The organism is Aeromonas sp. Marseille-Q5825 (assembly GCF_946892685.1).
In the GTDB taxonomy this organism is placed as follows: domain Bacteria; phylum Pseudomonadota; class Gammaproteobacteria; order Enterobacterales; family Aeromonadaceae; genus Aeromonas; species Aeromonas rivipollensis.
In genome coordinates, this window is record NZ_CAMPOU010000003.1 from 238043 (window position 1) to 262720 (window position 24678).

At 63.2% G+C, this 24678-nt stretch carries 18 protein-coding genes and 1 tRNA gene; 5 read left to right on the forward strand and 14 right to left on the reverse strand.

The annotated features are described in order from the left end of the window. Positions 1 to 32: 32 nt before the first annotated feature. The 4 genes from OC537_RS09395 to OC537_RS09410 form a co-directional block, all read right to left on the reverse strand. Positions 33 to 1067, reverse strand: coding sequence for an efflux RND transporter periplasmic adaptor subunit (locus OC537_RS09395; RefSeq protein ID WP_262110872.1), 1035 nt, complete (start codon positions 1065 to 1067; stop codon positions 33 to 35). A 14-nt stretch (positions 1068 to 1081) separates the two neighbouring features. After that, the gene (locus OC537_RS09400) at positions 1082 to 4144 is read right to left on the reverse strand and encodes an efflux RND transporter permease subunit (RefSeq protein WP_262110873.1); all 3063 of its coding nucleotides are present in this window, start codon (positions 4142 to 4144) and stop codon (positions 1082 to 1084) included. 162 nt (positions 4145 to 4306) lie between these two features. Beyond that, entirely contained in the window at positions 4307 to 6631 is a 2325-nt protein-coding gene (locus OC537_RS09405) for an acyl-CoA dehydrogenase (protein WP_106886327.1), read from the reverse strand. 47 nt (positions 6632 to 6678) lie between these two features. Beyond that, complete coding sequence (locus OC537_RS09410) at positions 6679 to 7332, reverse strand: TetR/AcrR family transcriptional regulator (RefSeq protein WP_106886326.1); 654 nt, start codon at positions 7330 to 7332, stop codon at positions 6679 to 6681. Between the two features lie 463 nt (positions 7333 to 7795). On the opposite strand from OC537_RS09410, the gene OC537_RS09415 reads away from it, so the two are divergent. Together OC537_RS09415 and OC537_RS09420 are read left to right on the forward strand one after the other, a co-directional pair. Continuing rightward, positions 7796 to 8536 carry a phosphatase gene (locus tag OC537_RS09415; protein WP_106886325.1) on the forward strand — a complete coding sequence of 247 codons (741 nt, stop codon included), beginning with the start codon at positions 7796 to 7798 and terminating at the stop codon, positions 8534 to 8536. Positions 8537 to 8622: 86 nt separating this feature from the next. After that, positions 8623 to 8698, forward strand: a tRNA-Thr gene (locus OC537_RS09420). Positions 8699 to 8944: 246 nt separating this feature from the next. On the opposite strand, the gene OC537_RS09425 is transcribed toward OC537_RS09420, so the two are convergent. The 4 genes from OC537_RS09425 to OC537_RS09440 form a co-directional block, all read right to left on the reverse strand. After that, the gene (locus OC537_RS09425) at positions 8945 to 9940 is read right to left on the reverse strand and encodes a sulfate ABC transporter substrate-binding protein (protein ID WP_106886324.1); all 996 of its coding nucleotides are present in this window, start codon (positions 9938 to 9940) and stop codon (positions 8945 to 8947) included. Between the two features lie 341 nt (positions 9941 to 10281). After that, positions 10282 to 11697: an efflux transporter outer membrane subunit gene (locus OC537_RS09430; RefSeq protein WP_262110874.1), complete on the reverse strand. Its 1416-nt coding sequence runs from the start codon at positions 11695 to 11697 to the stop codon at positions 10282 to 10284. Next, on the reverse strand, positions 11690 to 14839 hold the full coding sequence (locus OC537_RS09435; RefSeq protein WP_059168624.1) for an efflux RND transporter permease subunit: 3150 nt from the start codon (positions 14837 to 14839) through the stop codon (positions 11690 to 11692). Before OC537_RS09435 ends, OC537_RS09430 begins: the two co-directional genes overlap by 8 nt. 17 nt (positions 14840 to 14856) lie before the next feature. After that, a complete protein-coding gene (locus OC537_RS09440) occupies positions 14857 to 16050 on the reverse strand; it encodes an efflux RND transporter periplasmic adaptor subunit (RefSeq protein ID WP_163135250.1) in 1194 nt (397 codons plus the stop codon). 152 nt (positions 16051 to 16202) lie between these two features. Between OC537_RS09440 and OC537_RS09445 the strand changes: the two genes are divergently transcribed. The 3 genes from OC537_RS09445 to OC537_RS09455 all read left to right on the forward strand — a co-directional run bounded on the left by OC537_RS09445 (position 16203) and on the right by OC537_RS09455 (position 18908). Next, entirely contained in the window at positions 16203 to 16844 is a 642-nt protein-coding gene (locus tag OC537_RS09445) for a TetR family transcriptional regulator (RefSeq protein ID WP_059168626.1), read from the forward strand. Between the two features lie 99 nt (positions 16845 to 16943). Further along, on the forward strand, positions 16944 to 17612 hold the full coding sequence (locus OC537_RS09450) for a class I SAM-dependent methyltransferase (protein ID WP_262110875.1): 669 nt from the start codon (positions 16944 to 16946) through the stop codon (positions 17610 to 17612). 117 nt (positions 17613 to 17729) lie between these two features. After that, positions 17730 to 18908 (forward strand): dicarboxylate/amino acid:cation symporter, encoded by a 1179-nt coding sequence (locus tag OC537_RS09455; RefSeq protein ID WP_025327613.1) that lies wholly within the window; start codon positions 17730 to 17732, stop codon positions 18906 to 18908. 66 nt (positions 18909 to 18974) lie between these two features. Here OC537_RS09455 and tesB read toward each other — a convergent pair whose 3' ends face one another. The 6 genes from tesB to rnm form a co-directional block, all read right to left on the reverse strand. Further along, the gene (gene tesB, locus OC537_RS09460) at positions 18975 to 19838 is read right to left on the reverse strand and encodes an acyl-CoA thioesterase II (RefSeq protein WP_103244559.1); all 864 of its coding nucleotides are present in this window, start codon (positions 19836 to 19838) and stop codon (positions 18975 to 18977) included. 205 nt (positions 19839 to 20043) lie between these two features. Continuing rightward, on the reverse strand, positions 20044 to 20967 hold the full coding sequence (gene rluB / locus OC537_RS09465; protein WP_103244558.1) for a 23S rRNA pseudouridine(2605) synthase RluB: 924 nt from the start codon (positions 20965 to 20967) through the stop codon (positions 20044 to 20046). A 111-nt stretch (positions 20968 to 21078) separates the two neighbouring features. Next, complete coding sequence (scpB, locus tag OC537_RS09470; protein WP_262110876.1) at positions 21079 to 21651, reverse strand: SMC-Scp complex subunit ScpB; 573 nt, start codon at positions 21649 to 21651, stop codon at positions 21079 to 21081. Between the two features lie 100 nt (positions 21652 to 21751). Then, the gene (locus tag OC537_RS09475) at positions 21752 to 22648 is read right to left on the reverse strand and encodes a segregation and condensation protein A (protein WP_171276470.1); all 897 of its coding nucleotides are present in this window, start codon (positions 22646 to 22648) and stop codon (positions 21752 to 21754) included. After that, the gene (locus OC537_RS09480) at positions 22641 to 23261 is read right to left on the reverse strand and encodes an L-threonylcarbamoyladenylate synthase (protein WP_103244556.1); all 621 of its coding nucleotides are present in this window, start codon (positions 23259 to 23261) and stop codon (positions 22641 to 22643) included. Before OC537_RS09480 ends, OC537_RS09475 begins: the two co-directional genes overlap by 8 nt. A gap of 138 nt (positions 23262 to 23399) precedes the next feature. After that, positions 23400 to 24281: an RNase RNM gene (gene rnm, locus OC537_RS09485; protein ID WP_262110877.1), complete on the reverse strand. Its 882-nt coding sequence runs from the start codon at positions 24279 to 24281 to the stop codon at positions 23400 to 23402. Between the last annotated feature and the right edge of the window lie 397 nt (positions 24282 to 24678).

Here is a 24678-nt window from a genome sequence, read left to right on the forward strand (position 1 = left end):
CGGGAGCCGTTTTTTATGGCGCCAGACCAGGTTCAGCCACGAAACAGCTCCACCTTGTCCCCATCCTGCAGGCTGCCGGCGCCGCGTACCACCACCCTGTCCCCCAGCTTGAGGGCGCCGCTCACCGCCACCTGCCGGTTGTCGCCAAACAGCACAGTCACCGGTACCCGGTTCACGGTCAGCGCCTCGCCGCGCTGCTCCACCTGATAGACCACGCTCCCCTCGGTGCCGAGCACCAGGGCATCCCGCGGCAGCAACATGGTCTGCTGCTCCCCGAGCGGCAGCGCCACCCGCACCGGCGAGCCAATGATGAAGCGGCCCGGCTCTGGCCTGAGGCGCAGCTCGATGAGGCGCGACTTGGGATCGGCGCTCGCCGCCCGCTGGTAATAGACGGCGTGGCCGCTGAGCTGATCCCCCTCGACCCGCAACCTGGCCTTAGCTTCCAGCTGGCTGGCCCAGACGATGGGTGCCCGCAGCCGGATGTCCGGCTGATCCGGGTTGACCAGCTCCAGCGCCCGCTCGCCCGCGTCCACATGCTCCCCCGGCTGGATGAAGTGCTCGTTCACCACCCCATCGAAGGGGGCGAAGATGTGGGTTCTTTGCAACTGTGCCTCGATCTGGCGAACCTGTACCAGGGCCAGCTGCTCCGCCAGCTCGGCCTGCTCCACCTCATAGCGCGCCTTGTCGTACTGGCTCTGGGAGGCACTCTTCTGCTGGTGCAGCCGCTCGAGGCGCTGGAACTCGGCGCGAGCATAACGCAGCTTACTCTCCTCCCTCCCCTGCTCGGCCCGGGACTGCTCGAGGGAGAGGTGCAGGGTGGCGGCGTCCAGGCGCAGCAGCTCGTCCCCCGCCTTCACCCGGCTGCCGAACTCGGCAATCCACTCCACCCGACCGCTCACCTCGGTGCTGAGGGCCGCCTGCTGGCGGCTCGCCACCGTGCCGCTGACCCAGATGCTGGCCCCCGCCTCCCCCTGGGTCACGGCCGCCAGTGTCACCACCTTTGCCCCGGCAGGCCCTGCTGCCAGCAGGGCCAGGGTCATCATCATCCTTGTGAACATCTGCATCATCGATAGGCTCCTTCTCAGGCCCGCTGCCGGATGGCGTGGGGTGCGTCGACCCGCTCACCCAGCCGCAGGAAGGCGGGTAACAGGATCAGGGTAAACAGGGTGCTGCAACTCATGCCGCCGACGATGACGGTGGCGAGCCCGCGGTAGATTTCGCTGCCCTCGCTCGGGCTCAGCATCAGCGGCAGCATGCCGAAGATGCTGGTGAGGCTGGTCATGGCGATGGGCCTCATCCGGCTTTGCAGGGCATCGGCCACCGCCGACTGGCGGCTCATCCCTTCCCGCTCGGCCATGCGGGTCTGGTGCACCAGCAGGATGGCGTTGTTGACCACCAGCCCCAGCAGGATCACGAAGCCGATAATGGTGAGCAGGTCCATCGGCAGCGGCACCAGCAGGCCGCTCAGGTGCAGCGCCAGCACGCCGCCCACTGTGGCGAGCGGCAGGGTCAGCAGCACCAGCACGGCATCCTTGAGGGAGGCGAAGACCCCCCACAGCAAGATGAGCAGTATCATCACGGCGAACAGGAAGATGCCGCCGAGGTTGTCCAGCGCCTGCTGCAGGCTGTCGGCATTGCCGGCAACCCTGAGCTCGCCCCCGACCGGCAGCAGCGGCCGGATGGCGGCAAAGCTCTTGGTCTGCAGGGTCTCCAGCACCTGCTCCATGCTCATCCCCTCAGGGGGGGTGATCTGCAGGCTGATGCTGCGCCGCCCGTCGGCCCGAAAGATGCTCTCAGGCCCGAGGCCGGGCTCCACCCGCAGCAGCTCGCCAAGGGGGACTATGCGCCCGGACGGAGTCGCGAGCGGCACCGCCTTCAGCTCGTCCGGGTTGGCGGAGGCCTGGCCCATCAGCAGGATGTCGAGCCGCTCCTCCCCGTCGAAATACTCGCCGACCCGCAGGCCATCGCCGAAGGTCTGGATGATGGCGGGCAAGGGGCTGCGATCCCAACCCACCTCGGCAAGACGCCTGTCCTGGGGCACCAGCCGCAGTTCGGGGGCGGTGAAGTCGAGCCCGGGCTCAGGCCTTATCTGGGCCCCCGGCAAGTCCCGCTGCACCATGGCCATACTCTCTCTGGCCGCCTGATAGAGCGCCGGCAGCTCGCCCCCCTGGATCAGCAACGAGATGCCGTTCTCGCTGTCGAAGCCGCCAAAGAGCGACCCCTGACCGCCGAAGACCCGGGTATCGGGTATGCCCACCAACAGCTGTTTCATCAGGAGCTGCTCCAGCGCCTTGATCCGGGTCTCGTCCCTGGGGCGCACCCCGATCTGGGCGCCGCCCGGGTAGCGCAATATGTAGTAGTTCTTGAGGGTCGGCTCCTGCTCCCCCTTCATGTAGGGATCCAGCCTGGCAATGAGCGTGTCTATCACCTCCTCCCGCTGGGCCTTGAGGTTGACCCCTGGGGTGAAGCTCATCCACACATCGATGGCATCCCGCTTCACGTCCGGCAGGTAGTTCATCTTGGGCAGCAGCAGCCAGCTGGCCAGCACGGGCCCGCTCATCATCAATACGATGAGGGTCCAGCGCCGGGGGGCAGTGCCGGTCCAGCGGATAACATGGCGGGTGGTGCGCCGCCAGAGCCCGTCATAGGGATCGACCAGCCGCTCGCGCCCCATCCAGCGCGCCGCCACGGCGGGCAGCACGGTAACGGCGACCACCATGGAGACGGTGACGGCGCAGGCGATGGTGAGCGCGAGATCCGCAAACAGCTGCCCCTCCACATCGTTGAGCAAGAGTACCGGCAGGAAGATGGCGACAGTGGTGAGGGTGGAAGCCACCAGGGCTGTCCACACCCGGCTGGTGCCTTCCAGCGCCGCCTCGGCCTTGCTCAGATCCCCCCGCTCATGGCGCCGGTAGATGCTCTCCAGCACGACGATGGCTGCATCCAGCACCATGCCGACGGCGAAGGCGATCCCCGCCAGGGAGATGATGTTCAGCGTCCTGCCCATCACCTTGAGCAGGCAGAAGGTGAGCATGATGCTGATGGGGATGGCGATCGCTATCATCAGGGTCGCCTTGAGCTGGCGCAGGAAGACCCAGAGGATGGCGCAGGAGAGCAGCACTCCCAGCCCCAGGTTGGCGGTCACCATGCCCACCGCCCGGTTGATGTAGAGGGAGGCGTCGAACGACTGCTCCATGTGCAGACCGACCGGCTCCAGCACCTCGCGGTTGAGCTCCTCCACCTTGAGCTTGATCCCCTCCAGCGCCGCCAGGGCATTGGCCCCGCTCTCCTTGAAGATCTGCGCCGCTATGGCGGTGTTGCCGTTCTGGATGCGCAGCACAGGGTTCTCCTCCCGGGCCACCCTGACTTCCGCCACATCCCGCAGATAGATGGGCAGGCCGTCGCGCCAGTCCACCACCTTGTCCCCCAGGGTGGCCACGTCGTAGCGACCGGCGAAGCGCAGCTTGTACTCCCAGCGGCCTATATCGAGGGTGCCGGCCGACACGTCCCAGCCAGTGGTTGCCCGGCTGGCGAGCACGGGTATCTCCACCCCCAGTTCGGCGGCGCGATAGGGGTCGAAGCGGATCTGGATCTGACGCTCGTTGATCCCCTCCACCTCCACGGTCGACACCCCGGGGATGCGCTCAAGCTCCGGCTTGACCCTCGCCTCGATCAGCGCCTGGTGATCGTCTATCGCCCCCTTGGCACCCGGCAGTTGCTGGATGAAGAAGAAGGTCAGGGTGTCGTTGCTGCTGTAGTTGTTGACGTAGGGGCCGCCGATCTTGTCCGGCAGGCCGGAGACCCGGTTCAGGCGCGAGATGACGTCGAGCTGGGCCCGCTGCATGTCGGTGCCGAGGGCAAACTCCATGTCGATCTCGGTAAAGCCGGGATAGCTGTTGCTGGTGAGGTTTTTCAGCCCCTGCACCCCCTGCATCTCCTGCTCTATGGGGTCGGTGATTTCCGACTCCATCTCCTGGGGCGAGGCCGAGCGCCAGTCCACCGAGATGTTGAGGTGAGGACGATCGATGTCGGGAAACAGCTGGACAGGCAGTCCCCGGATGCTGAGCAGGCCCAGCAAAAAAATGAGCACGACCGAGACCGCCACCCAGATGGGGCGTTCGATCGCCGTTTTGGCGAGGTTCATTCACTCTTCCTGAGTTGTTGTTATCGGCCATTCCGCTGGCCTTGCTTCCTGCCCCAAGGGTGGGGGCCATTGCATTTAACTGGAATTAATCGAGGTTGTAAATGCCTGGTTAACAAACAAAAAAACCGGCCACATGGGCCGGTTGTCAGTTCACTCTCGGGGTCAGGCGGCGTGCACAACCGGGTTCGGTTGAGACAGACCTTCCAGCTCGCCCGGGGCGAAGTTGTCCACCTGAATGGCCTCGTAGCGCAGGGCATCGGCGGCCAGCAGCTTGTCCGCCTCCTCCTTGCCGAGGATGGACTGGGACAGGGCCGCGGCCACCAGCTCCGGCAGGGCCATCTTGCGGGGCAACTTGCCCTCTTTCTGGGCCTGCACCAGCTTCTTCTCGATGGGCTGCACCGCCACCATGGCCTGGAAGGCGCGCTCCATCAGACCGACCGGATCAGCGTCATCCTTGCCCACGTAGCAGAGTGCAGTCAGACGATCGCGGAACTCGCCCGGGGTCATCATGGCCAGACAGATGGCGTGGCAACGCTCGTCTGCCGGCATCTTGTAGCCCACGCCAAACGGGAAGACCACGCGTTTGAGCACGGCGCCTACCACCTTGTTCGGGAAGTTCTGGAAGAAGCCCTCGAACGCCTTGCCGATGAGGTAGAGGTTGCGCTCTACCGCGTACTGCACGAACGGCAGATCCGAGACCATGCGGCCCTGATCCTCGTAGTGCTTGAGGGTGGCGGAAGCCAGGTAGAGGTGGCTCAGCACGTCGCCCAAACGGGCGGAGATCATCTCCTTGCGCTTGAGATCGCCACCCAGCATCAGCATGGAGACGTCGGCGCACAGGGCCAGCCCTTTACTCATGCGAGAAAGCTGCTTGTAGTAGCGGGCGGTTTCGCCAGCCACAGGGGCATTGTTGAACTGACCCAGGGTCAGCCCCTGGAACAGGGCGCCGAAGAAGTTGCCGGTACCGAAGGCGATGTGCTTCATCAGCAGGGCATCAAACTTCTCCAGGCCACGCTCCACATCGGTGTCGGCGGCGGCTTCCAGCTCGGCAAACACGTAAGGGTGGCAGCGAGTGGCCCCCTGCCCGAAGATCATCAGGTTGCGGGTCAGGATATTGGCCCCTTCCACCGTGATGGCGACCGGAATGCCCATGTAGGCGTAGCCGGTGTAGTTTTTCGGGCCGAGCTGAATGGCGCGACCGGCGTGGATGTCCATGGAGTCATCCATGATCTGGCGCGCCATTTCGGTCATGTGGTACTTGGAAATTGCGGTGACAATGGCCGGGGCTTGACCCAAGTCCAGGGAACCTGCGGTCATGCGACGGGCCCCTTCCAGCTGATAGGTGAGGCCGCCGATGCGGGCCAGCGCTTCCTGCACCCCTTCAAACTTGCCGATGGACATGCCGAACTGCTTGCGCACGTAGGAGTAGGCCCCCACGGTACGGCTCGCCATGTGACCGCAGGCGGTGCCGAGGGCAGGCAGCGAGATGCCGCGACCGGCGGAGAGGCACTCCACCAGCATGCGCCAGCCACGGCCGGCATAATCCGGGCCACCGATGATCCAGTCGAGCGGAATGAACACATCCTTGCCGAAGGTCGGGCCGTTCAGGAACGCCAGACCCATGGGGTAGTGGCGATCGCCCACGCGCACGCCCGGGTGGCTGGTGGGGATGAGGGCGCAGGTGATGCCGAGCTCTTCCTTGTCACCCAGCAGTTTCTCCGGGTCATAGAGCTTGAACGCCAGCCCCAGCACTGTGGCGCGGGGCGCCAGGGTGATGTAGCGCTTGTTCCAGTTCAGGCGAATACCCAGCACCTCTTCACCCTTGTACATGCCCTTGCAGACGATCCCCTTGTCCGGGATGGCGCCCGCGTCCGAGCCCGCTTCCGGACCGGTCAGGGCGAAGCAGGGCACTTCCTTGCCGTTGGCCAGCCCCGGCAGCCAGAAGTCCTTCTGGGCCTGGGTACCGTAGTGCATCAGCAGCTCGCCCGGGCCGAGGGAGTTCGGCACCATGACGGTGACCGCCACGCTCAGGCTCTTGGTGGCAATGCGGGTGACTATGGTGGAGTTGGCAATCGCCGAGAACTCGCGACCGCCATAGGATTTCGGAATGATCAGGGAGAAGAAGCCTTCCTTCTTCAGATAGTCCCAGACCGGCTCTGGCAGGTCTTTGGTTTCGTTGACGATCTTGAAGTCGTCCACCATGGCGAGCAGGGTCTCGACCTGATTGTCGATGAAGGCCTGCTCCTCGGCGCTCAGTTCGGCCTTGCCGTAACCGTGCAGTTTCTTCCAATCCGGGTTGCCGCGAAACAGCTCGCCATCCCACCAGACGGAGCCGGCTTCCATGGCCTCCCGCTCGGTGGCCGACAAGGGCGGCAGTATCTTCTTGAAGATGCCGAACACAGGACGGGTCACCACCTTTTTACGGATGGCGGGCACGCCGAGCACCACGGCTATCGCCAGCACCAGCAGGACAAGCAATGTGATCATACCGAAGTTCCTTCTATTTCACTGTTTCCGTTGATTATTGTTAGGTGTTACACGGCCAGGGAGAGCCTGGTCGACTCCACGGGCGCCCCGACACCGGACGCCAGATAAGGAATAACGTTGCGCACCAGCCCTTCCACATCGAGCTGCTGGCCAAAATCGGCCTGGGCGATGTCACGCAGGGCATCGGCGGAAGCCATGGTGAACACCACTGTGCCCAGGGTGAAGTGCAGGCGCCAGAAGAGATCCGCCGGCGACAGGGCCGGGTTGGCCTTGGAAATCGCCTGGGTGATCCCGTGCAGGGTCGCCCCGTAGTGGGTGGTGATGAAGCGACGCAGGTGGCCCTGGCTGTCGATGTAGCCGCGCCCCAGCAACTGCATGAAGAGCGCAGGGCCGTTGGCCCGCACCGCCACCAGCTTCATCAGGGGGTCGACGAAACTTTCGAACACCTGCAGCAGGGTCAGCTGCTCCTGCGCCATCAAGGTCTGCAGACGAGCATCCAGCTCAGGCATGAAGATACTCAGGTAACGATCGAGCACCGCCTGGATCAGCTCCTTTTTGGAGCCGAAGTGGTAGTTGACCGAGGCCAGGTTCACATCGGCCTCGCTGGTGATCAGACGCAACGAGGTATCGGCGAATCCCCGCTCGGCAAACAGCACCTCGGCGGCGTCGAGAATACGGTTTTTGGTATCGATTTTACTCACTGGACACCTCACTTAAACGAATGTTTAAAAAGTACGTTTCACGCCCAGTCATGTCAAGAGAATGTGAACAGGTGTTGGCGAAATGTTTTCAACCAAAAAAGCGGGAACAAGATGGGAACTTAGCGGCCAGGCAGGACTCTATATCTATGCCACTGCAATTAAACATTAAGTCTCGCCCAACTTGCGCCATGCTAGTTGGGCATTTTTTTATCCGGATGGCGGCGAGAATTGCGGGCGAAAAAAAACCGTCGCAGGGGCGACGGTGGGGAAAAGTGAGTCGAATCATCCAGTTTCGACTCATCGATGAGAGTTCAGGCTTGCATCGATGGGGCTATGCTCGCAGACAAAGATGGTCAGACTTTGTCAGTCCTGGCGTAATTTGTGACAAAGTATGGCAGGCCGCCACATGGCCCGACTCCGCCAATCTTGCTATGCTGGCGCCTCATGCCAGAGGGGAGAAAAGATGAAGTACCAGGTCGATACCCACACGCACACCGTCGCCAGCACCCACGCCTACAGCACCATCCACGATTACCTGCCCATTGCCAAGGCCAAGGGGATCAAGCTCTTTGCCACCACGGATCATGGTCCCGACATGGCCGATGCGCCCCACTTCTGGCATTTCGTCAACCTGCACGTCCTGCCACGGGTGGTGGACGGGGTCGGCATACTGCGCGGCATCGAGGCCAACATCAAGAACATAGACGGCGAAATAGACTTCCCCGAGCGCTACGAGTCGCGCCTTGACATGATCATGGCCGGCTTCCATGAGCCCGTGTTCCCCCCCTGCGATCAGGCAACCCATACCCAGGCCATGATCAACGCCATCCGAAGCGGCCGGGTCGACATGATAAGCCACCCGGGCAACCCCGCCTTCCCCATCGACATCCAGGCCGTGGTCAGGGCCGCCGCCGAGTACAGGGTGGCGCTGGAGATCAACAACTCCTCCTTCAGTCACTCCCGTCCGGGCAGTGAAGGCAACTGCCGCGCCATTGTCGAGGCGGCGAGGGATCTGGGTGCTTACCTCACCTTCGGCTCAGACTCCCACGTGGCCTTCAGCCTGGGGGATTTTGACCACTGCCACCGGCTGGTGACCGAGGCTGGCTTCCCCGAGGAGCGGATCCTGGCACGCACCCCCCGCGCCCTGCTCGCGTTTCTCGAGAGCCGTGGTCGCGCCCACATTCCGGAATTTGTCGATCTCTGAAGTGTGCCTGTAACTCCATGAGCAGGCTCATAAAAGCAGTCCTGGCTCATTGACTTGCCAGCACATTTTCGGGAATCTAGGGACAAGCCGGTGTAGCTCAGTTGGTAGAGCAGCGCATTCGTAATGCGAAGGTCGCAGGTTCGACTCCTGTTTCCGGCACCAGGTAAAACAAAGGGTTAGCTTCATCCAGACGCTAACCCTTTGTGCTTTTTGTGATGTGGGCCCCCGCCAGGGACCCTGCTTGTCCCGCGAGCGCCCAGCCCATTTCTTTCATATACCGGCGATGTCCGGTTCTTCCATTCTGCCCCTTGCACGCCAGCCGGGAGGCTCAGCAGTCAAGGCATGAGCCCCAGGCGAATGGTCCCAAGATGGCGGCACCTGGCCGGGCTTTGGCCGCTCGGGCACCTCTTACCGCACGGCATAGATCTGGTCGAACACCCCGCCCTCCTTGAAGTGGGTGCTCTGGATAACAGGCCACTCGCCAAAGGTCTTCACCACGTTCAGGAAGGTAGCGTTCGGGAAACGATCGGCAAATTCGGCGAGGATAGCCGGGCTTCGCGGGCGCAGGTAGTTGTTGGCGGCGATGCGCTGGCCTTCGTCAGACCACAGGTAAGTCAGGTAGGCCTCAGCCTCCTTGCGGGTGCCCTGCTTGTCGACCACCTTGTCGACGACCGCCACCGGGAGCTCGGCCACGGCGGTGACGCTGGGGTAGACAACCTCGAAGCTGCCACGACCGAACTCGCGGGCTATCATCTCGGCTTCGTTCTCGAAGGTGATCAGCACGTCGCCTATGCGGTTCTGGATGAAGGTGGTGGTGGCCGCGCGGCCACCGGTGTCGAGCACGGGGACTTGCTTGAACAGCTTGCCGACGAACGCCCTGGCCGCCTGCTCGTCGCCCCCCTGCTCCAGTACATAGCCCCAGGCCGACAGGTAGGTGTAGCGGCCGTTCCCCGAGGTCTTGGGGTTGGGCACTATCACTTGTACCCCCTCCTTGAGCAGATCAGGCCAGTCCTTCAGCCCCTTGGGGTTGCCCTTGCGCACGATGAACACAGTGGCCGAGGTGAAGGGCGCGCTGTTGTCCGGCAGGCGGGCCGCCCACTCTTTCGGGACCAGGCCGCCATGCTCGGCCAGGGCGTTGATGTCGGTGGCCATGTTCATGGTGATGACATCGGCGGGCAGGCCGTCGATGACTGCCCGCGCCTGCTTGCTCGAGCCGCCGTGGGACATATTGATCTGCAGCGGCTCGCCGCCTTCCGCCTGCCAGTGTTTCTGGAAGGCGGCGTTGTAGTCCTTGTAGAAGTCACGCATCACGTCGTAAGAGGCGTTGAGCAGGGTGGCGGCCTGGGCCAGCGGGGCCAGGGCCAGTCCTGCGGCGAACAGGGTGGCGGGCAGGAGTCGTTTCATTGCACGTCCTTGGAATGAGAGTCGAGTGACCAACTATAAGATCCCCCCATTTATTCTTTGAAAGAATAATTAGTGCGTAGCTTATGCGATTAATAGCATCCCCTCGGCCGGACTCAGCGAACGAACCGGATGCTGACTGCGAGCCGGTCGCCGGTTTTCTCTGGCCGGTGATGACGGTAAGGGCTGGTGCACATCCTAGAAGGCGCTTGTGCAGGCTTGCTCCCGGTCTGGGCGGGTTTCTCCCCGCAACCAGGCTGGGCTTTGCATGGTCAATCGCACCTAAAAAAGCAGGGCGAACCGGATGGTTCGCCCTGTGACTGTCACGCTGTCAGCGAGAGAGACTAGCCCTGCCCTTCAAAGGCCGCCGGGGCCTCCTTGGGTGCCTGCCAGCCGCCACCGACCGCCTTGTAGAGGGCGACCTGGTTGCTGAGCTGGGCCAGGCGGGTGCTGATCAGCCCCTGTCTGGCGCTGAACAGAGATCGCTGGGCATCCAGCCTCGTCAGATAGCTATCCACCCCTTGCTCGTAGCGGAACTCCGCCAGCTTGAAGTAGGTCTGGTTGGCATCCACCAGATCCTGCTGGGCCTGCAGCTGCTGCTGGTAGTCCGCCTGGGCGCCGAGGGTATCCGCGACCTCCTTGAAGGCGGTCTGGATGCTCTTCTCGTAGCTCGCCACCGCCTGCTTGGTGCCGACCTCGGCCACGTCCAAATCTGCCACCCGCTTACCACCGTCGAAGATGGGCAGGTTTATCTGGGGCATGAAGGTCCAGGTGCCGGTGCCGCCGTCAAACAGCCCGCTCAGCTGGTTGCTGGCGGTACCCGCCGTCGCGGTGAGCGAGATGGTCGGGAAGAAGGCGGCACGGGCCGCGCCTATATTGGCGTTGGCCGCCTTCAGGCTGTGCTCCGCCGCCAGTATGTCGGGCCGCTGTTGCAGCAGGCTGGAGGGGGCCCCCACCGGGATGGCCGCCAGTTGCACCTCGGCCAGGGTCGCCGGTTGCCCCTCCAGCACCGGCACTTCTGTGCCGAGCAGCAGGGCCAGACCGTTTCTGTCCTGTTTCACCTGACGCTGGTATTGCGCCTGGCTGACCCGGGCATTCTCAAGCGCCGTGCGCCCCTGCGCCAGCTCCATCTCGGAGGCCGCTCCCAGCCGGTACTTGTGCTGGGTCAGGGCATAGCTCTCCTGCTCGGTCGCGAGCGTCGCCTGGCTCAGCGCCAGCAGCTCCTGATCCGCCAGCAGGGTGAGGTAGGCATTCGCCACCGAGGCGATCAGCGCTATCTGGGTGCTGCGCTGGGTCTCGATTTGCGCCAGGTAGTTCTCCAGCGCCTGATCTTTCAGGCTCTGGATCCGGCCAAACAGGTCCAGCTCATAGGCGGTGATGCCGATGTCGGCGCCGTACTGGCTGCTGATGCCCCCCTGCCCCGTGCTGCTGAGATCGTCGGATCCCTGCTGACGGGTGCCGGAGCCGCTGGCGGCCAGGGTCGGCAACTGGGCCGCCCGCTGGATCCGGTATCTGGCCTCATAGGCCTCGACGTTGAGGGCCGCGAGCCGCAGATCCCGGTTGTTCTCAAGGGCAGTGTCGATCAGCTTTTGCAGCGCCGGATCGAGGAACTGTTGCTGCCAGGGGGCCAGCGCCCCCTGGGTGGCGAGATTCTCTTGCCAGGAGGCGCCTTGCGGCACCTCGGGGCGTTGGTAATCGGGGGCCATGGAGCAGGCCCCCAGCAGCAGCGTCACACTCAGGGCGACCAGGGTCTTAGTCATGTTGGGTCTCCTTGGTCAGCGCGGCGCGCTCCTCGGCTGAACTCTGCTTGGTGAAGTAACGCATCACCAGCACGAAGAAGAGCGGCACGAAGAAGATGGCGAGCACTGTGGCCGTGATCATCCCCCCCATGACGCCGGTGCCGATGGCGTTGCGGCTGCTGGCGCCGGCACCAGTGCTTATCACCAGCGGCAAGACGCCGAGGATGAAGGCGAGGGAGGTCATCAGGATCGGACGCAGACGCTGACGGGAGGCTTCCACCACCGCATCGCCGAGCTTCATCCCCTTGTCATGGAGCTCCTTGGCGAACTCCACGATCAGGATGGCGTTCTTGGCCGAGAGCCCGATAGTGGTGAGCAGGCCCACCTGGAAGTAGACGTCATTCTCCAGGCCCCGCAGGGTGGCCGCCAGTATGGCGCCCAGTACCCCGAGCGGCACCACCAGCATGACAGAGAACGGTATGCTCCAGCTCTCGTACAGCGCCGCCAGACAGAGGAAGACCACCAAGAGCGAGATGGCGTAGAGCGCCGGCGCCTGGGAGCCTGCCTGACGCTCCTGGAAGGAGAGCCCCGTCCACTCTATGCCGATACCTTCCGGCAGCTGTTTCACCATCTGCTCTATGGCCGCCATGGCGTCACCGGTACTCTTGCCGGGGGCCGCTTCACCGACTATCTCCATGGCGGAGACGCCGTTGTAGCGCTCCAGGCGCGGCGAGCCGAAGCTCCACTCGGTGCTGGCGAAGGCGGAGAAGGGCACCATCTGGCCCGCGCTGTTGCGCACGTACCACAGCTTCAGATCCTCCGGGTTCATCCGGAAGGGGGCATCCGCCTGCAGGTAGACCTTCTTGACCCGGCCTCTGTCGACGAAGTCGTTCACGTAAGAAGAGCCCCAGGCCGCCGACAGCGTGTTGTTGATGTCGCTGATGGAGAGCCCCTGAGCCAGCGCCTTCTCGTAATCTATCTTGATGTCGAGCTGGGGGGTGTCTTCCATCCCGTTCGGGCGCACCCGCACCAGGTTGGGATCCTGCGCCGCCATGCCGAGCAACTGGTTACGGGCCTGCATCAGCTTCTCGTGACCCAGACCACCGCGGTCCTGCAGGAAGAAGTCGAAGCCGGTGGCCGTGCCGAGTTCCGGGATGGGAGGCAGGTTGAAGGCGAAGACCTGCGCCTCCTTGATGCTGAACAGATAGCCCATGGCGCGGCCTATGATGGCATTGGCACTGCGCTCCTCGCCTTTACGCTCGCTCCAGTCCTTCAACTTGATGAAGGCCATGCCGCTGTTCTGGCCGCTACCGGCGAAGCTGAAGCCCGCCACCGTCAGCACCGAGTCGACGTTGTCCTTCTCGTTCTTGAGGAAGTAGTCGCGCATGTCGGCCAGCACCACCTCGGTACGCTCCTTGGTGGCCCCCACCGGCAGTTGCACCATGGACATGATGACCCCCTGATCCTCTTCCGGCAGGAAGGAGGTAGGCAGGCGCATGAAGAGCACCGCCAGCACCGCCAGCATGGCCAGATAGATGATGCTGTAACGGGTCCCCTGCTTGATCACCTTGCGCACGCCGTTCTGGTAGCGGTTGGCATTGGTGTCGAAGAAGCGGTTGAACCAGCCGAAGAAGCCGCGCTGGGCACCGAACTCCCCGTGTTTCATGGGTTTGAGCAGGGTGGCACAGAGCGCCGGGGTCAGGATCAGGGCCACCAGCACAGAGAGCACCATGGCCGAGACTATGGTGAGGGAGAACTGGCGATAGATGGCGCCGGTCGAGCCGCCGAAGAAGGCCATGGGCACGAACACCGCCGACAGCACCAGGGCTATGCCCACCAGGGCGCCGGTGATCTGGGTCATGGACTTGCGGGTCGCTTCAAGCGGGGAGAGCCCCTCCTCGCTCATCAGCCGCTCCACGTTCTCCACCACGACGATGGCGTCATCCACCAGCAAGCCGATGGCGAGTACCAGACCGAACATGGTCAGGGTGTTGATGGAGAAGCCGAAGGCCGCCATGACCCCGAAGGTACCGAGCAGCACCACGGGCACCGCTATGGTCGGGATCAGGGTCGCCCGGAAGTTCTGCAGGAACAGATACATGACGCAGAACACCAGGAAGATGGCCTCGATCAGCGTCTGCACCACCTCCTCGATGGAGATCTTCACAAAGGGCGTAGTGTCGTAGGGGTAGACGATCTTCATGTTGGCCGGGAAGTAGCCCGACAGCTCATCGAGCTTGCCGCGCACCTCGTCCGCGGTATCCAGGGCATTGGCCCCGGTGGCCAGCTTGATCGCCAGCGCCGCCGTGGCCTGACCGTTGTAGAGTGCGGAGGCATCGTAGCTTTCGCCGGCGAGCTCGACCCGGGCTACGTCCTTGAGCAGCACCTTGGAGCCATCCTGGTTCACCCGCAGCAGTATGTTGTTGAACTCCTCCGGGGTGGAGAGACGGGTCTGCCCCATGATGGTGGCGGTGAACTGCTGATCGTTCACCGCAGGGGTGCCCCCCAGCTTGCCGAAGGCCACCTGGGCGTTCTGGGCCTGGATGGCGGCCTGCACGTCTCCCGGGGTCATCTGTACCCGGTTGAGCTTGTGGGGATCCAGCCAGACACGCATGGAGTACTGGCTGCCGAACAAGGTGATGTCACCCACCCCATCCAGCCGGCTCAGTGGCTCCTTGATGTTGGAGACCACGTAATCGGCGAGATCGTCGTTGGTCATGCTGCCATCGGTGGAGATGAAGGCGGCCACCATCAGGAAGCTGCTGGAGGTCTTCTGAACCCGCACACCCTGCTGTTGCACCTCTTGGGGCAAGAGCGACATGGCCTGCTGCAACTTGTTCTGCACCTGCACCTGGGCGATGTCGGGATCCGTGCCCGGCTTGAAGGTGAGGGTCACGCTGACGTTGCCGGACGAATCGGACTGGGCAGACATGTAGAGCAGGTGATCCAGCCCGGTCATGTTCTGCTCGATGATCTGGGTCACCGAGTCTTCCACCGTCTTGGCGGACGCCCCCGGGTAGCTGGCGGAAATGCCAACGGCCGGCGGGGCTATGGTCGGGTACTGGGCGACCGGCAGGCCTATGATGGCCATGGCCCCGGCCAGCATGATCACCAGGGCGATTACCCAGGCGAAAATGGGTCTGTCTATGAAAAATCGTGCCATGAGGCGACTACTCCATCCTACTGCTTGGTGACCTGGGTCTGATCGGCTTGTGCTGTCGTGGTGTTGCTGGCGCGCTCAGCGGGCGCCACCAAGGCACCGGGTTTGACCTTCTGCAGACCAGCCACTATCACCTTCTCGCCGGCCTTGAGGCCGGACTCCACCACCCAGCTGTCGCCAACCACGCGGCTGAGCTGCACTTCCCGCAGCTCGACCTTGTTGTCCGCGGTCACCACCATGACGGTGGCACCGCCTTTGGGGGTGCGGGTCACGGCGGTCTGCGGCACCAGCAGGCCTTGCGGGCGCTCGCCCTCTTGCAGGGTGGCGCGCATGAACATGCCGGGCAGCAGCAGATCATGGGGATTCGGGACCAGGACCCGCAGGGTCACCATGCCGGTGGTCTCGTCCACTGTCACGTCGGAGAACTGCAATGAGCCCTCTTCGCTGTACTGGCTGCCATCTTCCAGCTGGAAGCGCACCTTGGCGCCCTTGCTCTCGTCCTGGACGAGCTTGCCGGCAGCGACCTGGCGCTTGAGGCGCAGCAGATCGGCGGTGGACTGGCGCACGTCCACATACATGGGATCGAGCTGCGAGATGGAGGTGAGGCTGTCGGCCTGCTGGGCGGTGACCAGGGCACCCTCGGTCACCGCGGACTTGCCGATGCGACCGCTGATGGGGGCGGTGATCTTGGTATAGGCCAGGTTGATGTTGGCGCTCTGCAGGGCGGCCTTGGCGGCCCCAATCTCGGCGACCTGCTGTTTCCAGGCCGCGTCGGCGTCGTCATACTCCTGGCGGCTGATGGCTTTCACCTTTACCAGCTCGGCATAACGCTGGGCCTTGAGGCGGGCACTCTGCTCGTTGGCCTGTGCCTTGGCCAGGTTCGCCTTGGCGCTGGCGACGGCGGCCTGATAGACGGCGGGATCGATCTGGTACAACAGCTGGCCGGCCTTGACGTCGCTGCCTTCGGTGAACAGGCGCTTGAGGATGATGCCATTCACCTGGGGACGCACCTCGGCCACCCGCAGGGGGGCGGTGCGGCCGGTGAGCTCGGACATGAGTTGCAGCGGTGCGGCATGGAGAGTGACCACGTCCACGGCGGCAGGCGGCATCTCGCCCGCCCCTTGCCCGGCCTCGCCCTTGTCGCCACAACCAGCCAGCAGGCCGCTTGCCAACAAGGCAAGGCCCACCGAACGTGCGAGAATGTGTTTATGCATGGAGTTTCTGAGCCTCTGTTTCAAACAAAAAAAACCACAAAACCACAGGGTTTATAGGGCCCCTGTTGGTAAAACTGCGAAGATGAGGCAATATACATACATTCATAAATGTATGTAAGTAACTTTTTCCCCTTTTAACAGGTACAGATCCGATGGCCAGAAGAACCAAAGAAGAAGCGCAGCAGACCCGCTGCCACATCATGAGCACGGCCCTGAATCTGTTCTGCCAACAGGGATTGGCGAAGACCAACCTGACCGACATCGCCAAGGCGGCAGACCTGACCCGGGGTGCCATCTACTGGCACTTCAAGAACAAGGAGGAGCTGTTCGTCACCCTGTGGGAGGAGCTGTGCGCCCCCCTCTCCCACCAGCTCGATGCCTGTGTGGATGAGCAGGAGCCGGATCCCCTCGGCAAGCTGCGCCTCTTCCTCAAGGAGGTGATATGCAAGATCAGCACAGAACCCGCCCACCAGCAGATGTTCACCATCATGTTCAATCTGGAGTCGCTGGAAGGAGAGGCCATCTCCCTGCGGGATCACATGCGTCAGCAATCCATCAACTTCTTCCGGGATCTGGAGATCACCCTGGGCAACGCCGTGCGCCTCGGCCACCTGCCCCAAGGGCTGGATCTGCGCCGCGCCACCACGCTGCTGCACTGCACCCTGGATGGCTACATCATCAACTGGCTGCACTTCCCGGAGCGCATCAACCTTGTTCAGGAGGCCGACTTCCTGCTCGACACCCTGTTCGGCCTGCTCGCCAACCCCTCGCCCTCGCTTCTGCGCCGTCCCTGATGGCGCTGGTTGCACGCAGGGCCGGGGAGGATCCTCAGCAGATCTGAACAGAGCGGGGCAAATTTGCTAGAGTAGCCGCCCACCTTAGAGACGAGCCCTATGTCACTGTCACTCTCACCCGCCCAAGGCACCCAAGGCGCTGCCCTGCTGGCGCCGCGCCCCGCCCTCATCGGCCAGGCCCACTCCCCCTTCCTGGCCCGCTTGCAGCCAGGCGCCCATCTGCTGGAAGCCGGCTGCGGCGCGGGGGAGGATCTGCGCCATTTTCGGGAGCTGGGGTTCATGGTCACCGCCTTCGATGCCAGCCTGAGCCAGGCCAGCGCCGCCTCGCGCCTGTGCGGCCAGCCGGTGCGGGTCTGCCGCTTCGAGCAGATGCACAACGTGCTGCCCTATGACGGCATCTGGGCCAGCGGCTCGCTGCCCTGCCTGACCGAGGATGAGCTGGCCCCTTCCCTGATGCACCTCGCCGGCCTGCTCAAACCCCAGGGGCCCCTCTACTGCTCCTTCCCCTATGGCGAGAGTGAACCCGCCAGCCCCTTGCCCCCCTCACAGGAGGAATATCCGCTGCTGACCCGGCTCGATGAGGCCCGGTTGACGCAGCTGATCGCCCCCCTGCCGTTTGAGCTGCATCAGAGCTGGTGCAGCCAGGATGCGGTGCATGGCCGCTGGCTCCATGCCCTGCTGATCCGCGACCCCAATTCCGCCACAATTAATCAATATCGCGGCCGTCGATCCAGACAGGGTGCCCGACGTGATTCAGCATCCAGGTAACAATATTTAACTCTGAGTTAACCAGGTGATGGCAGACAAGATGCGGCATTTGTGTTAAAAAGCGGCATTAAAATCAAGATTAAATAACAAAACAGACACCAACACCTGGATTCCCCCATGAAACTCGTCCTCAATCTGATTGCCGGCATCCTCGCCGGTCTCCTGCTCGGCCTCTACGCCCCGGAATGGGTCGCACGGGTGCTGTTCACGGCCAAGACAGTGATAGGTCAGCTGATCACCTTCACCATTCCGCTCATCATCCTGTTCTTCATCATGAGCGGCATCGCCAGCCTGCCGAAGAACTCCGGCAAGCTGCTCGGCAAGACGGTGGCCCTCTCCTACTGCTCCACCATACTGGCGGGCCTGTTCGCCTTCACGGTGGCGAGCCAGCTGATCCCGCAGCTGACCACGGCCGCCGAGCCCACGGCGCAGGCCGCCATCAAGCTCAGCTCCTACATCAATCTCGAGATACCGCCGCTGTTCGGGGTGATGTCGGCCCTGGCCGCCGCCTTCGTGTTCGGCATCGGCATCAGCGCCACCCAGGCCACCGATCTGCGCCGGGTCGCCGATCAGGGCCGTGACATCATAGACCGCCTGCTGGCCCGCGTGATCATCCCGCTGCTGCCCTTCTACATCGCCGGCGTCTTCGTCGAGATGACGGTGGAAGGCACAGTGTTCGCCACTCTCAAGACCTTCGGCGTGGTGCTGGTGATGGCCATCGTCATGCACTGGCTCTGGCTCTCCGTGCTCTTCATCGGCACCGGGCTGGCGCTGGGCCGCTCCCCCGCCATGCTCATCAAGAACATGCTGCCCGCCTACTTCACCGCACTCGGCACCATGTCCAGCGCCGCCACCATCCCGGTGGCACTGCAGGCCAGCAAGAACAACGGCGTGAGCGACGGCATCGCCAACTTCACAGTGCCCCTGTGCGCCACCATTCACCTCTGCGGCTCCACCATCACCCTGGTAACCTGCGCCACCGCTGTGATGTTCCTCTCCGAGCATCTGGCCATCCCGGGCTATGGCACCATGCTGCCCTTCATCATGATGCTCGGCGTCATCATGATTGCGGCGCCGGGAGCCCCCGGTGGCGGCGTCATGTCGGCGCTCGGCCTGCTCACCTCCATGCTCGGCTTCGGAGAGGCCTCCATCGCCCTGATGATCGCCCTCTACTTGGCCCAGGACAGCTTCGGCACCGCCTGCAACGTCACAGGTGACGGCGTCATCGCCCTCTGGGCCGACCGCTTCGCCCAGGGCGAAGAGACCCTGGCCGCCCCACAGCGGGACGCCGCCTGAGGGCCTGCGCCGCAATAAAAAAACGGGAGCCACTGGCTCCCGTTTTTTTATTGCTGACATTTGAGGTCAACCGCGCCGGCGGATAACCCCCTCCTGCGCTGTGCTCGCCACCAGCACGCCGTCGCGGGTGAAGAACTGACCGCGTACCAGACCACGGCCGCCGCTGGCGCTCGGGCTGTCCACCACATAGAGCAGCCAGTCATCCAGCCGGAACTCCCGGTGGAACCACATGGAGTGATCTATGGTCGCTACCTGCATGTCCGGCTCCCAGTAGGAGACCCCGTGGGGCTGCAGGGCGGTCAACAGGAAGTTGAAATCAGAGGCATAGGCCAGCAGGTAGTTGTGCACCCGCTGGTCATCCGGTATCTGCCCATTGGCCTTGAACCAGACGTGACGCAGGGGCGCCTCTATCGCCGGACGGATGGGGTCAACCAGGGTCACCGGGCGGATTTCGATGGGCTGCTCGCAGAGGATCTTGTCGCGCAGGGTGGCCGGGATCAGCTGCTCGTAGGGACGCACCAGCTCCAGCTCGCTCTTGAGCAGTTCAGGCGGGGTGATCCCCACCGGCATTTGGGCCTGATGTTCGAAGCCGCTGGCCTCCACCTGAAACGAGGCATTGAGGTAGAAGATGGGCTTGCCGCCCTGAATGGCCTTGACCCGGCGGGTGGAGACTGTCTGACCGTCGCGGATATTCTCTACGTCATAAACGATGGGACGAGTCACATCCCCGGGGCGCAGGAAGTAGGAGTGGAAGCTGTGGACCTGGCGATCGGCGGCCACCGTCTGCTTGGCGGCTGACAAGGCCTGCCCCATTACCTGTCCGCCAAACACGGCCCGCAGACCGAGATCCTGGCTCTGGCCCCGAAACAGGCCCTCCTCTATTTTCTCCAGCGCCAGCAGTGCCAGCAGCTCATCCAGTACCTTGCTCATTCTTATCTCCTGTATTCAGTGCGGGAAAGGCTAACAAGCCCGCCCCGCCAGGGCAACCTTGCTGACGCCCATTCTCCCGCAGCCACCCTTTTCCGACCTCCTCCTTCAAAAGGGGGAGGAGAATCGCCACAAACAAAAAGCCCGCACCAGATGGTGCGGGCTTTTGCCTGGCCCGGGCCGACCACGTCATGCCACAGGCATAGGCTTACTTGCTGCCGGTGCCGGAGTTGCGGGTCGAGGCTTGCGGCTTGCGGCGGGCAGTGGTGCTGCGAGCGCGCGGCTCCTTGCCCTGCATATCCTTGTGGCGCTTGACGGCACGACGGATCTGGGCGGCCTGCTTGTGGCGGGTGCTCTTGCCATCCTGCTGCAGGTCGACCTTGGACTCGGTCTCGTTGGGCAGGTTGACCAGGCCGCGCAGGTAGTTCACCTCGGGCAGTTTGAGCTCCTGCCAGCCACCGCGGGGGATGCCGCGATCCAGGGTGACGTCACCGTAGCGGATGCGCATCAGGCGGCTCACCTGCACTTCCTGGGATTCCCACAGGCGGCGCACTTCACGGTTGCGACCCTCGGTCAGGGTGACGTTGAACCACTGGTTCAGCCCTTCACCGCCGGCCGGCTTGATCTTGTTGAACCTGGCCATGCCGTCTTCCAGCTGCACGCCCTTGCGCAGGCGCTGCAGCATGGCTTCGGTGATCTCGCCAAAGACGCGCACCGCGTATTCCCGCTCCACTTCGTGGCTCGGGTGCATCAGCCGGTTGGCCAGCTCGCCGTCTGTGGTGAACAGCAAGAGGCCGGAGGTGTTGACGTCGAGGCGGCCGACCGCAATCCAGCGAGCCCCGTCCATCTTGGGCAGACGATCAAACACGGTGGGACGACCTTCCGGATCGTGGCGGGTACACATCTCCCCTTCGGGCTTGTGATACGCCAGCACGCGGCAGATCTGCTCCTCGGCCGCACGGGTCTTGACCTGGTGACCATCCACCCGGATCACGGCGTTCACTTCGACGCGATCCCCCAGCATGGCGACCTTGCCATCCACGCTGACCCGACCTGCGGTGATCAGGGCCTCCATCTCACGACGGGAGCCTTGACCCGCGCGGGCCAATACTTTTTGCAGTTTTTCACTCATCGGGTTTACCTGATTGTTGATCGCTGCCCGCTGACATAGCGGACAACATTGACTCCTGTGACGCGCCCTCTGGGCATCGCCACCACGTTAATGCGCAAGACGGCCTGCCGCTTATTGACCGTCGCTCCCCTCGCCCAGCATGACCGGCAAGGGGGAGTGCAGCTCGGGATCCAGCTCGGGGAGCTGCTCCAGACTCTGCAGATTGAAATAGTCCAGAAATTCTCGGGTGGTGGCGAGCAGCTCGGGGCGACCCACCACCTCCTTGTGACCTATGCTGCGCACCCAGCCGCGCTCTTTCAGGGTATTCACTATCTGGCTCGATACCGCCACCCCGCGGATGGCTTCTATCTCGGCCCGGGTGATGGGCTGACGATAGGCAATCAGGGTCAGCGTCTCCAACACGGCGCGCGAATAGCGGGGCGCCCGTTCGCTCCACAGATGCGACAGCTCCTCGGCATACTCCTGGCGCGCCTGGAAGCGCCAGCCGGAGGCGACCTCCTTGAGCTCCACCCCCCGCTCACTGTAGTCCTGCCTGAGCTCCGCCAACAGCAACTGCACATAGCGGCTGGTCACCGGATAATCCGCCAGTACGCTGCTTTTCAGCTCGCTGACATTGAGCGGACGACCGGCCACGAACAGCGCCGCCTCGATCAGGGTTTTTAAGCGTTCAGCAGGCAGCGCCATCACGCATCCCTCCCTGAATCAGGGTATAGGGTATTGAGTCGTTCAGTGGGCAGCACCACGGTTGCCCTCCCCGTCCAGACTGCCCGAGGCGAACCGCCACTCAGTGTACCTGCTCATGCTCTCCCCCTTCCCCCTGGCTCGCCAATGCAAAATGGATGGGACCCAGCGGCTCGGCCTGCAGGATCCAGATCAGCTGCTCCTTGCACAGCTCCAGCAGGGCCAGGAAGGTCACCAGTACCCCCATGCGCCCCTCTTCGGCCCGTAGCACCTGCTCCAGCCGCAGGGTCTGGCCCAGGGAGAGCATGGCGAGGATCTCCGCCATCCGCACCCGGGTCGGGATCTGCTCGCGGCGGATCTGGTGATGTTCAAAATGAGTCGCGCGTTTTACCACACTTTGCATGTAAAGGGCGAGCTCAACCAGCGAAACATCGGGGGTCAGCGGCTTCAAGGCGCCAAAATCCGGTGGCAGGGCGGTGGCGATGAAGATCTCCCGCTCCAGCCTCGGCAAGGCGTTGACCCGCTCCGCGCCCAGCTTGTAGCGCTCGTACTCCTGCAGCCGGCGGATCAGGGTGACGCGAGGGTCTTCTCCCTCCTCCTCGTCTTCCAGCTCCGGAGCCTTGGGCAGCAGCAGGCGGGATTTTATCTCCGCGAGCCAGGCCGCCATCAGCAGGTATTCCGCCGCCAGCTCCAGATTAAGCCCCTGCATCAGCTCCACGTACTCCATGTACTGGGCGGTGATCTGCAGGATAGGCAGGTTCAGGATGTCGAGCTGCTGACGCCGGATGAGGTAGAGCAGCAGATCCAGCGGCCCCTCGAAGGTGTCGAGGAACACCTCGAGCGCATCGGGCGGAATAAACAGATCCTGGGGCAGCTCATGGTAGGGCTGCCCCAGCACTTTTGCGATGGGCGAGGGGGCCATAGGCGGGGGAAGCAGGCCCTCCCCCGTCGCACCCGGCGCGATCATCGCCTCGGGTACGGGCTCGGCAGTATCACTCAAACGGCGTCGGATCCCCGGCACCGCGACGGCGCAGCACGGGCTCGTCGTCGGAGAAGTCCACCACAGTGGTGGGCTGCTCGCCCAGATAGCCACCGTTGACCACCAGATCCAGCTGCTTGCCGAGCTTGTCGGCGATCTCTTCGGGATCGAACTCCGCCATCTCGGAGCCCGGCAGGATCAGGGTGGTGGAGAGCAGCGGCTCACCCAGAGCCTCCAGCAGGGCCAGCGCTATGTTGTTGGCGGGCACCCGGATGCCGATAGTCTTCTTCTTCTCGTTCATGAGGCGGCGCGGCACCTCCTTGGTGGCCTTGAAGATGAAGGTGTAGGGGCCTGGGGTGTTGTTCTTCACCAGCCGGAAGGCGGTGTTGTCCACCTTGGCGTAGGTGGAGATCTCCGAGAGATCCCGGCACACCAGGGTGAAGTCGTGGTTCGGATCGATGCGGCGGATGCGGCAGATGCGCTCCAGCGCGTCCTTGTTGCCCATCTGGCAGCCCAGGGCATAGCCGGAGTCGGTGGGATAGACGATGACGCCGCCGTTTTGCAGTATCTGCACCGCCTGACCGATGAGGCGAACCTGGGGATTGTCCGGATGTACGTAAAAATGCTGACTCATATGCTCTTCTCGCGATAGGGGCACACCGGGTGCCCGCTTCATGGTCACGGGCCGCCTGGCCCATGACACTACCTTAACCTGTTTGGCACAGACTCGCCCGTACCAAAGACGCGATCCGACCGGATCGGCCTCCTCCTGTCAGCGGCTGGCCAACAGGCTGGCATGCTGCTCCTGGCTGAGCCCGAAGTGATCGGGGTGGCCGAGCCAGAGTGGCATCCCCTCCTTGGGCAGCCACAGATGGCGGCCCAGCTCGGTCCAGTTGGAGGGGAAATGAAAATCCGATCCCACCGAGATGTAGAGATCGTGATCCTTGGCCCACTGGCCAAGATTGGCCCGCTCCTGGGGGCTCTGCTGGGGCAGGGAGACCTCCATGGCATCGCCACCGGCCGCCTTGAAGGCCACCAGCAGCCGCTTGATCCACTTGGCGGTGAGACCGTAGCGGCTGGGGTGGGCCAGCACCGCCAGCCCGCCCGCGGCGTGAATGGCGGTGATGGCCTCACCCATCTCGGGCCACTCGGCGGGCACATAACCCTTGTTGCCCCGGCTCAGGTACTTCTTGAATACCTTTTGCATGTTGTCGGCCACCCCGCGCGCCACCAGCACCCGGGCAAAATGGGCCCGGGTCACGGCGGCGTCACCGGCCAGGGCCTTGGCCTCTTCATAGGTGCCCGGGATCTGGCACTTCTCCAGACGACGCCCTATTTCCAGGGCGCGCGCCTCGCGGCGGGCCCGCTGACCGGCCAGGAAGGCGACCAGCTGCGGATTTTTTTCATCCACCCCGAGCGCCACTATGTGGATCTCGTGGTGCTCCCAACCGCTGGAGATCTCGACCCCGCTCACCAGTCGCAGCGGCAACTGCTCGGCTTTGATCGTTGCGCGGACTTCATCAAGCCCGTCAAGGGTATCGTGGTCAGTGACCGCTAACACTTCCACCCCTTTCTCGGCGGCGCGGCGCACCAGTTCGGCGGGGCTCAGCACGCCATCCGAGGCCGTGGTATGACAGTGAAGATCGAATCTCATCGGCTTGTTTCGCTCTCATCAGGGGGCCTGCTTGGGAAAAAGAAGGCAAAAAAGCGACTTGACTTGGCCGCGGCTTTATCGTTTTCTGTAGGCACTTCATTGCAAACATCTTTTTACAGGACTCTATCATGCAAACGACTTCCATCCTGACCATCTGGTGGTGGCACACTCCCTGACATGCGGGCGTGTGGTCGTTGCTGTACCTGTAATCTGACAGCAAATTAAGAACCCAAAGAAAAAGCCCGCTGACCCCAGCGGGCTTTTTTATTATCCGGCAAATGGACCTGTGATGAAACCGACAATTCAGACAAGTGCACTGACATGGCGATGGCGAACTCGCTGACGTGACGAAAAACCAATCCCAATTCGAGAGAAACGCCATGAACATCGGTTACAC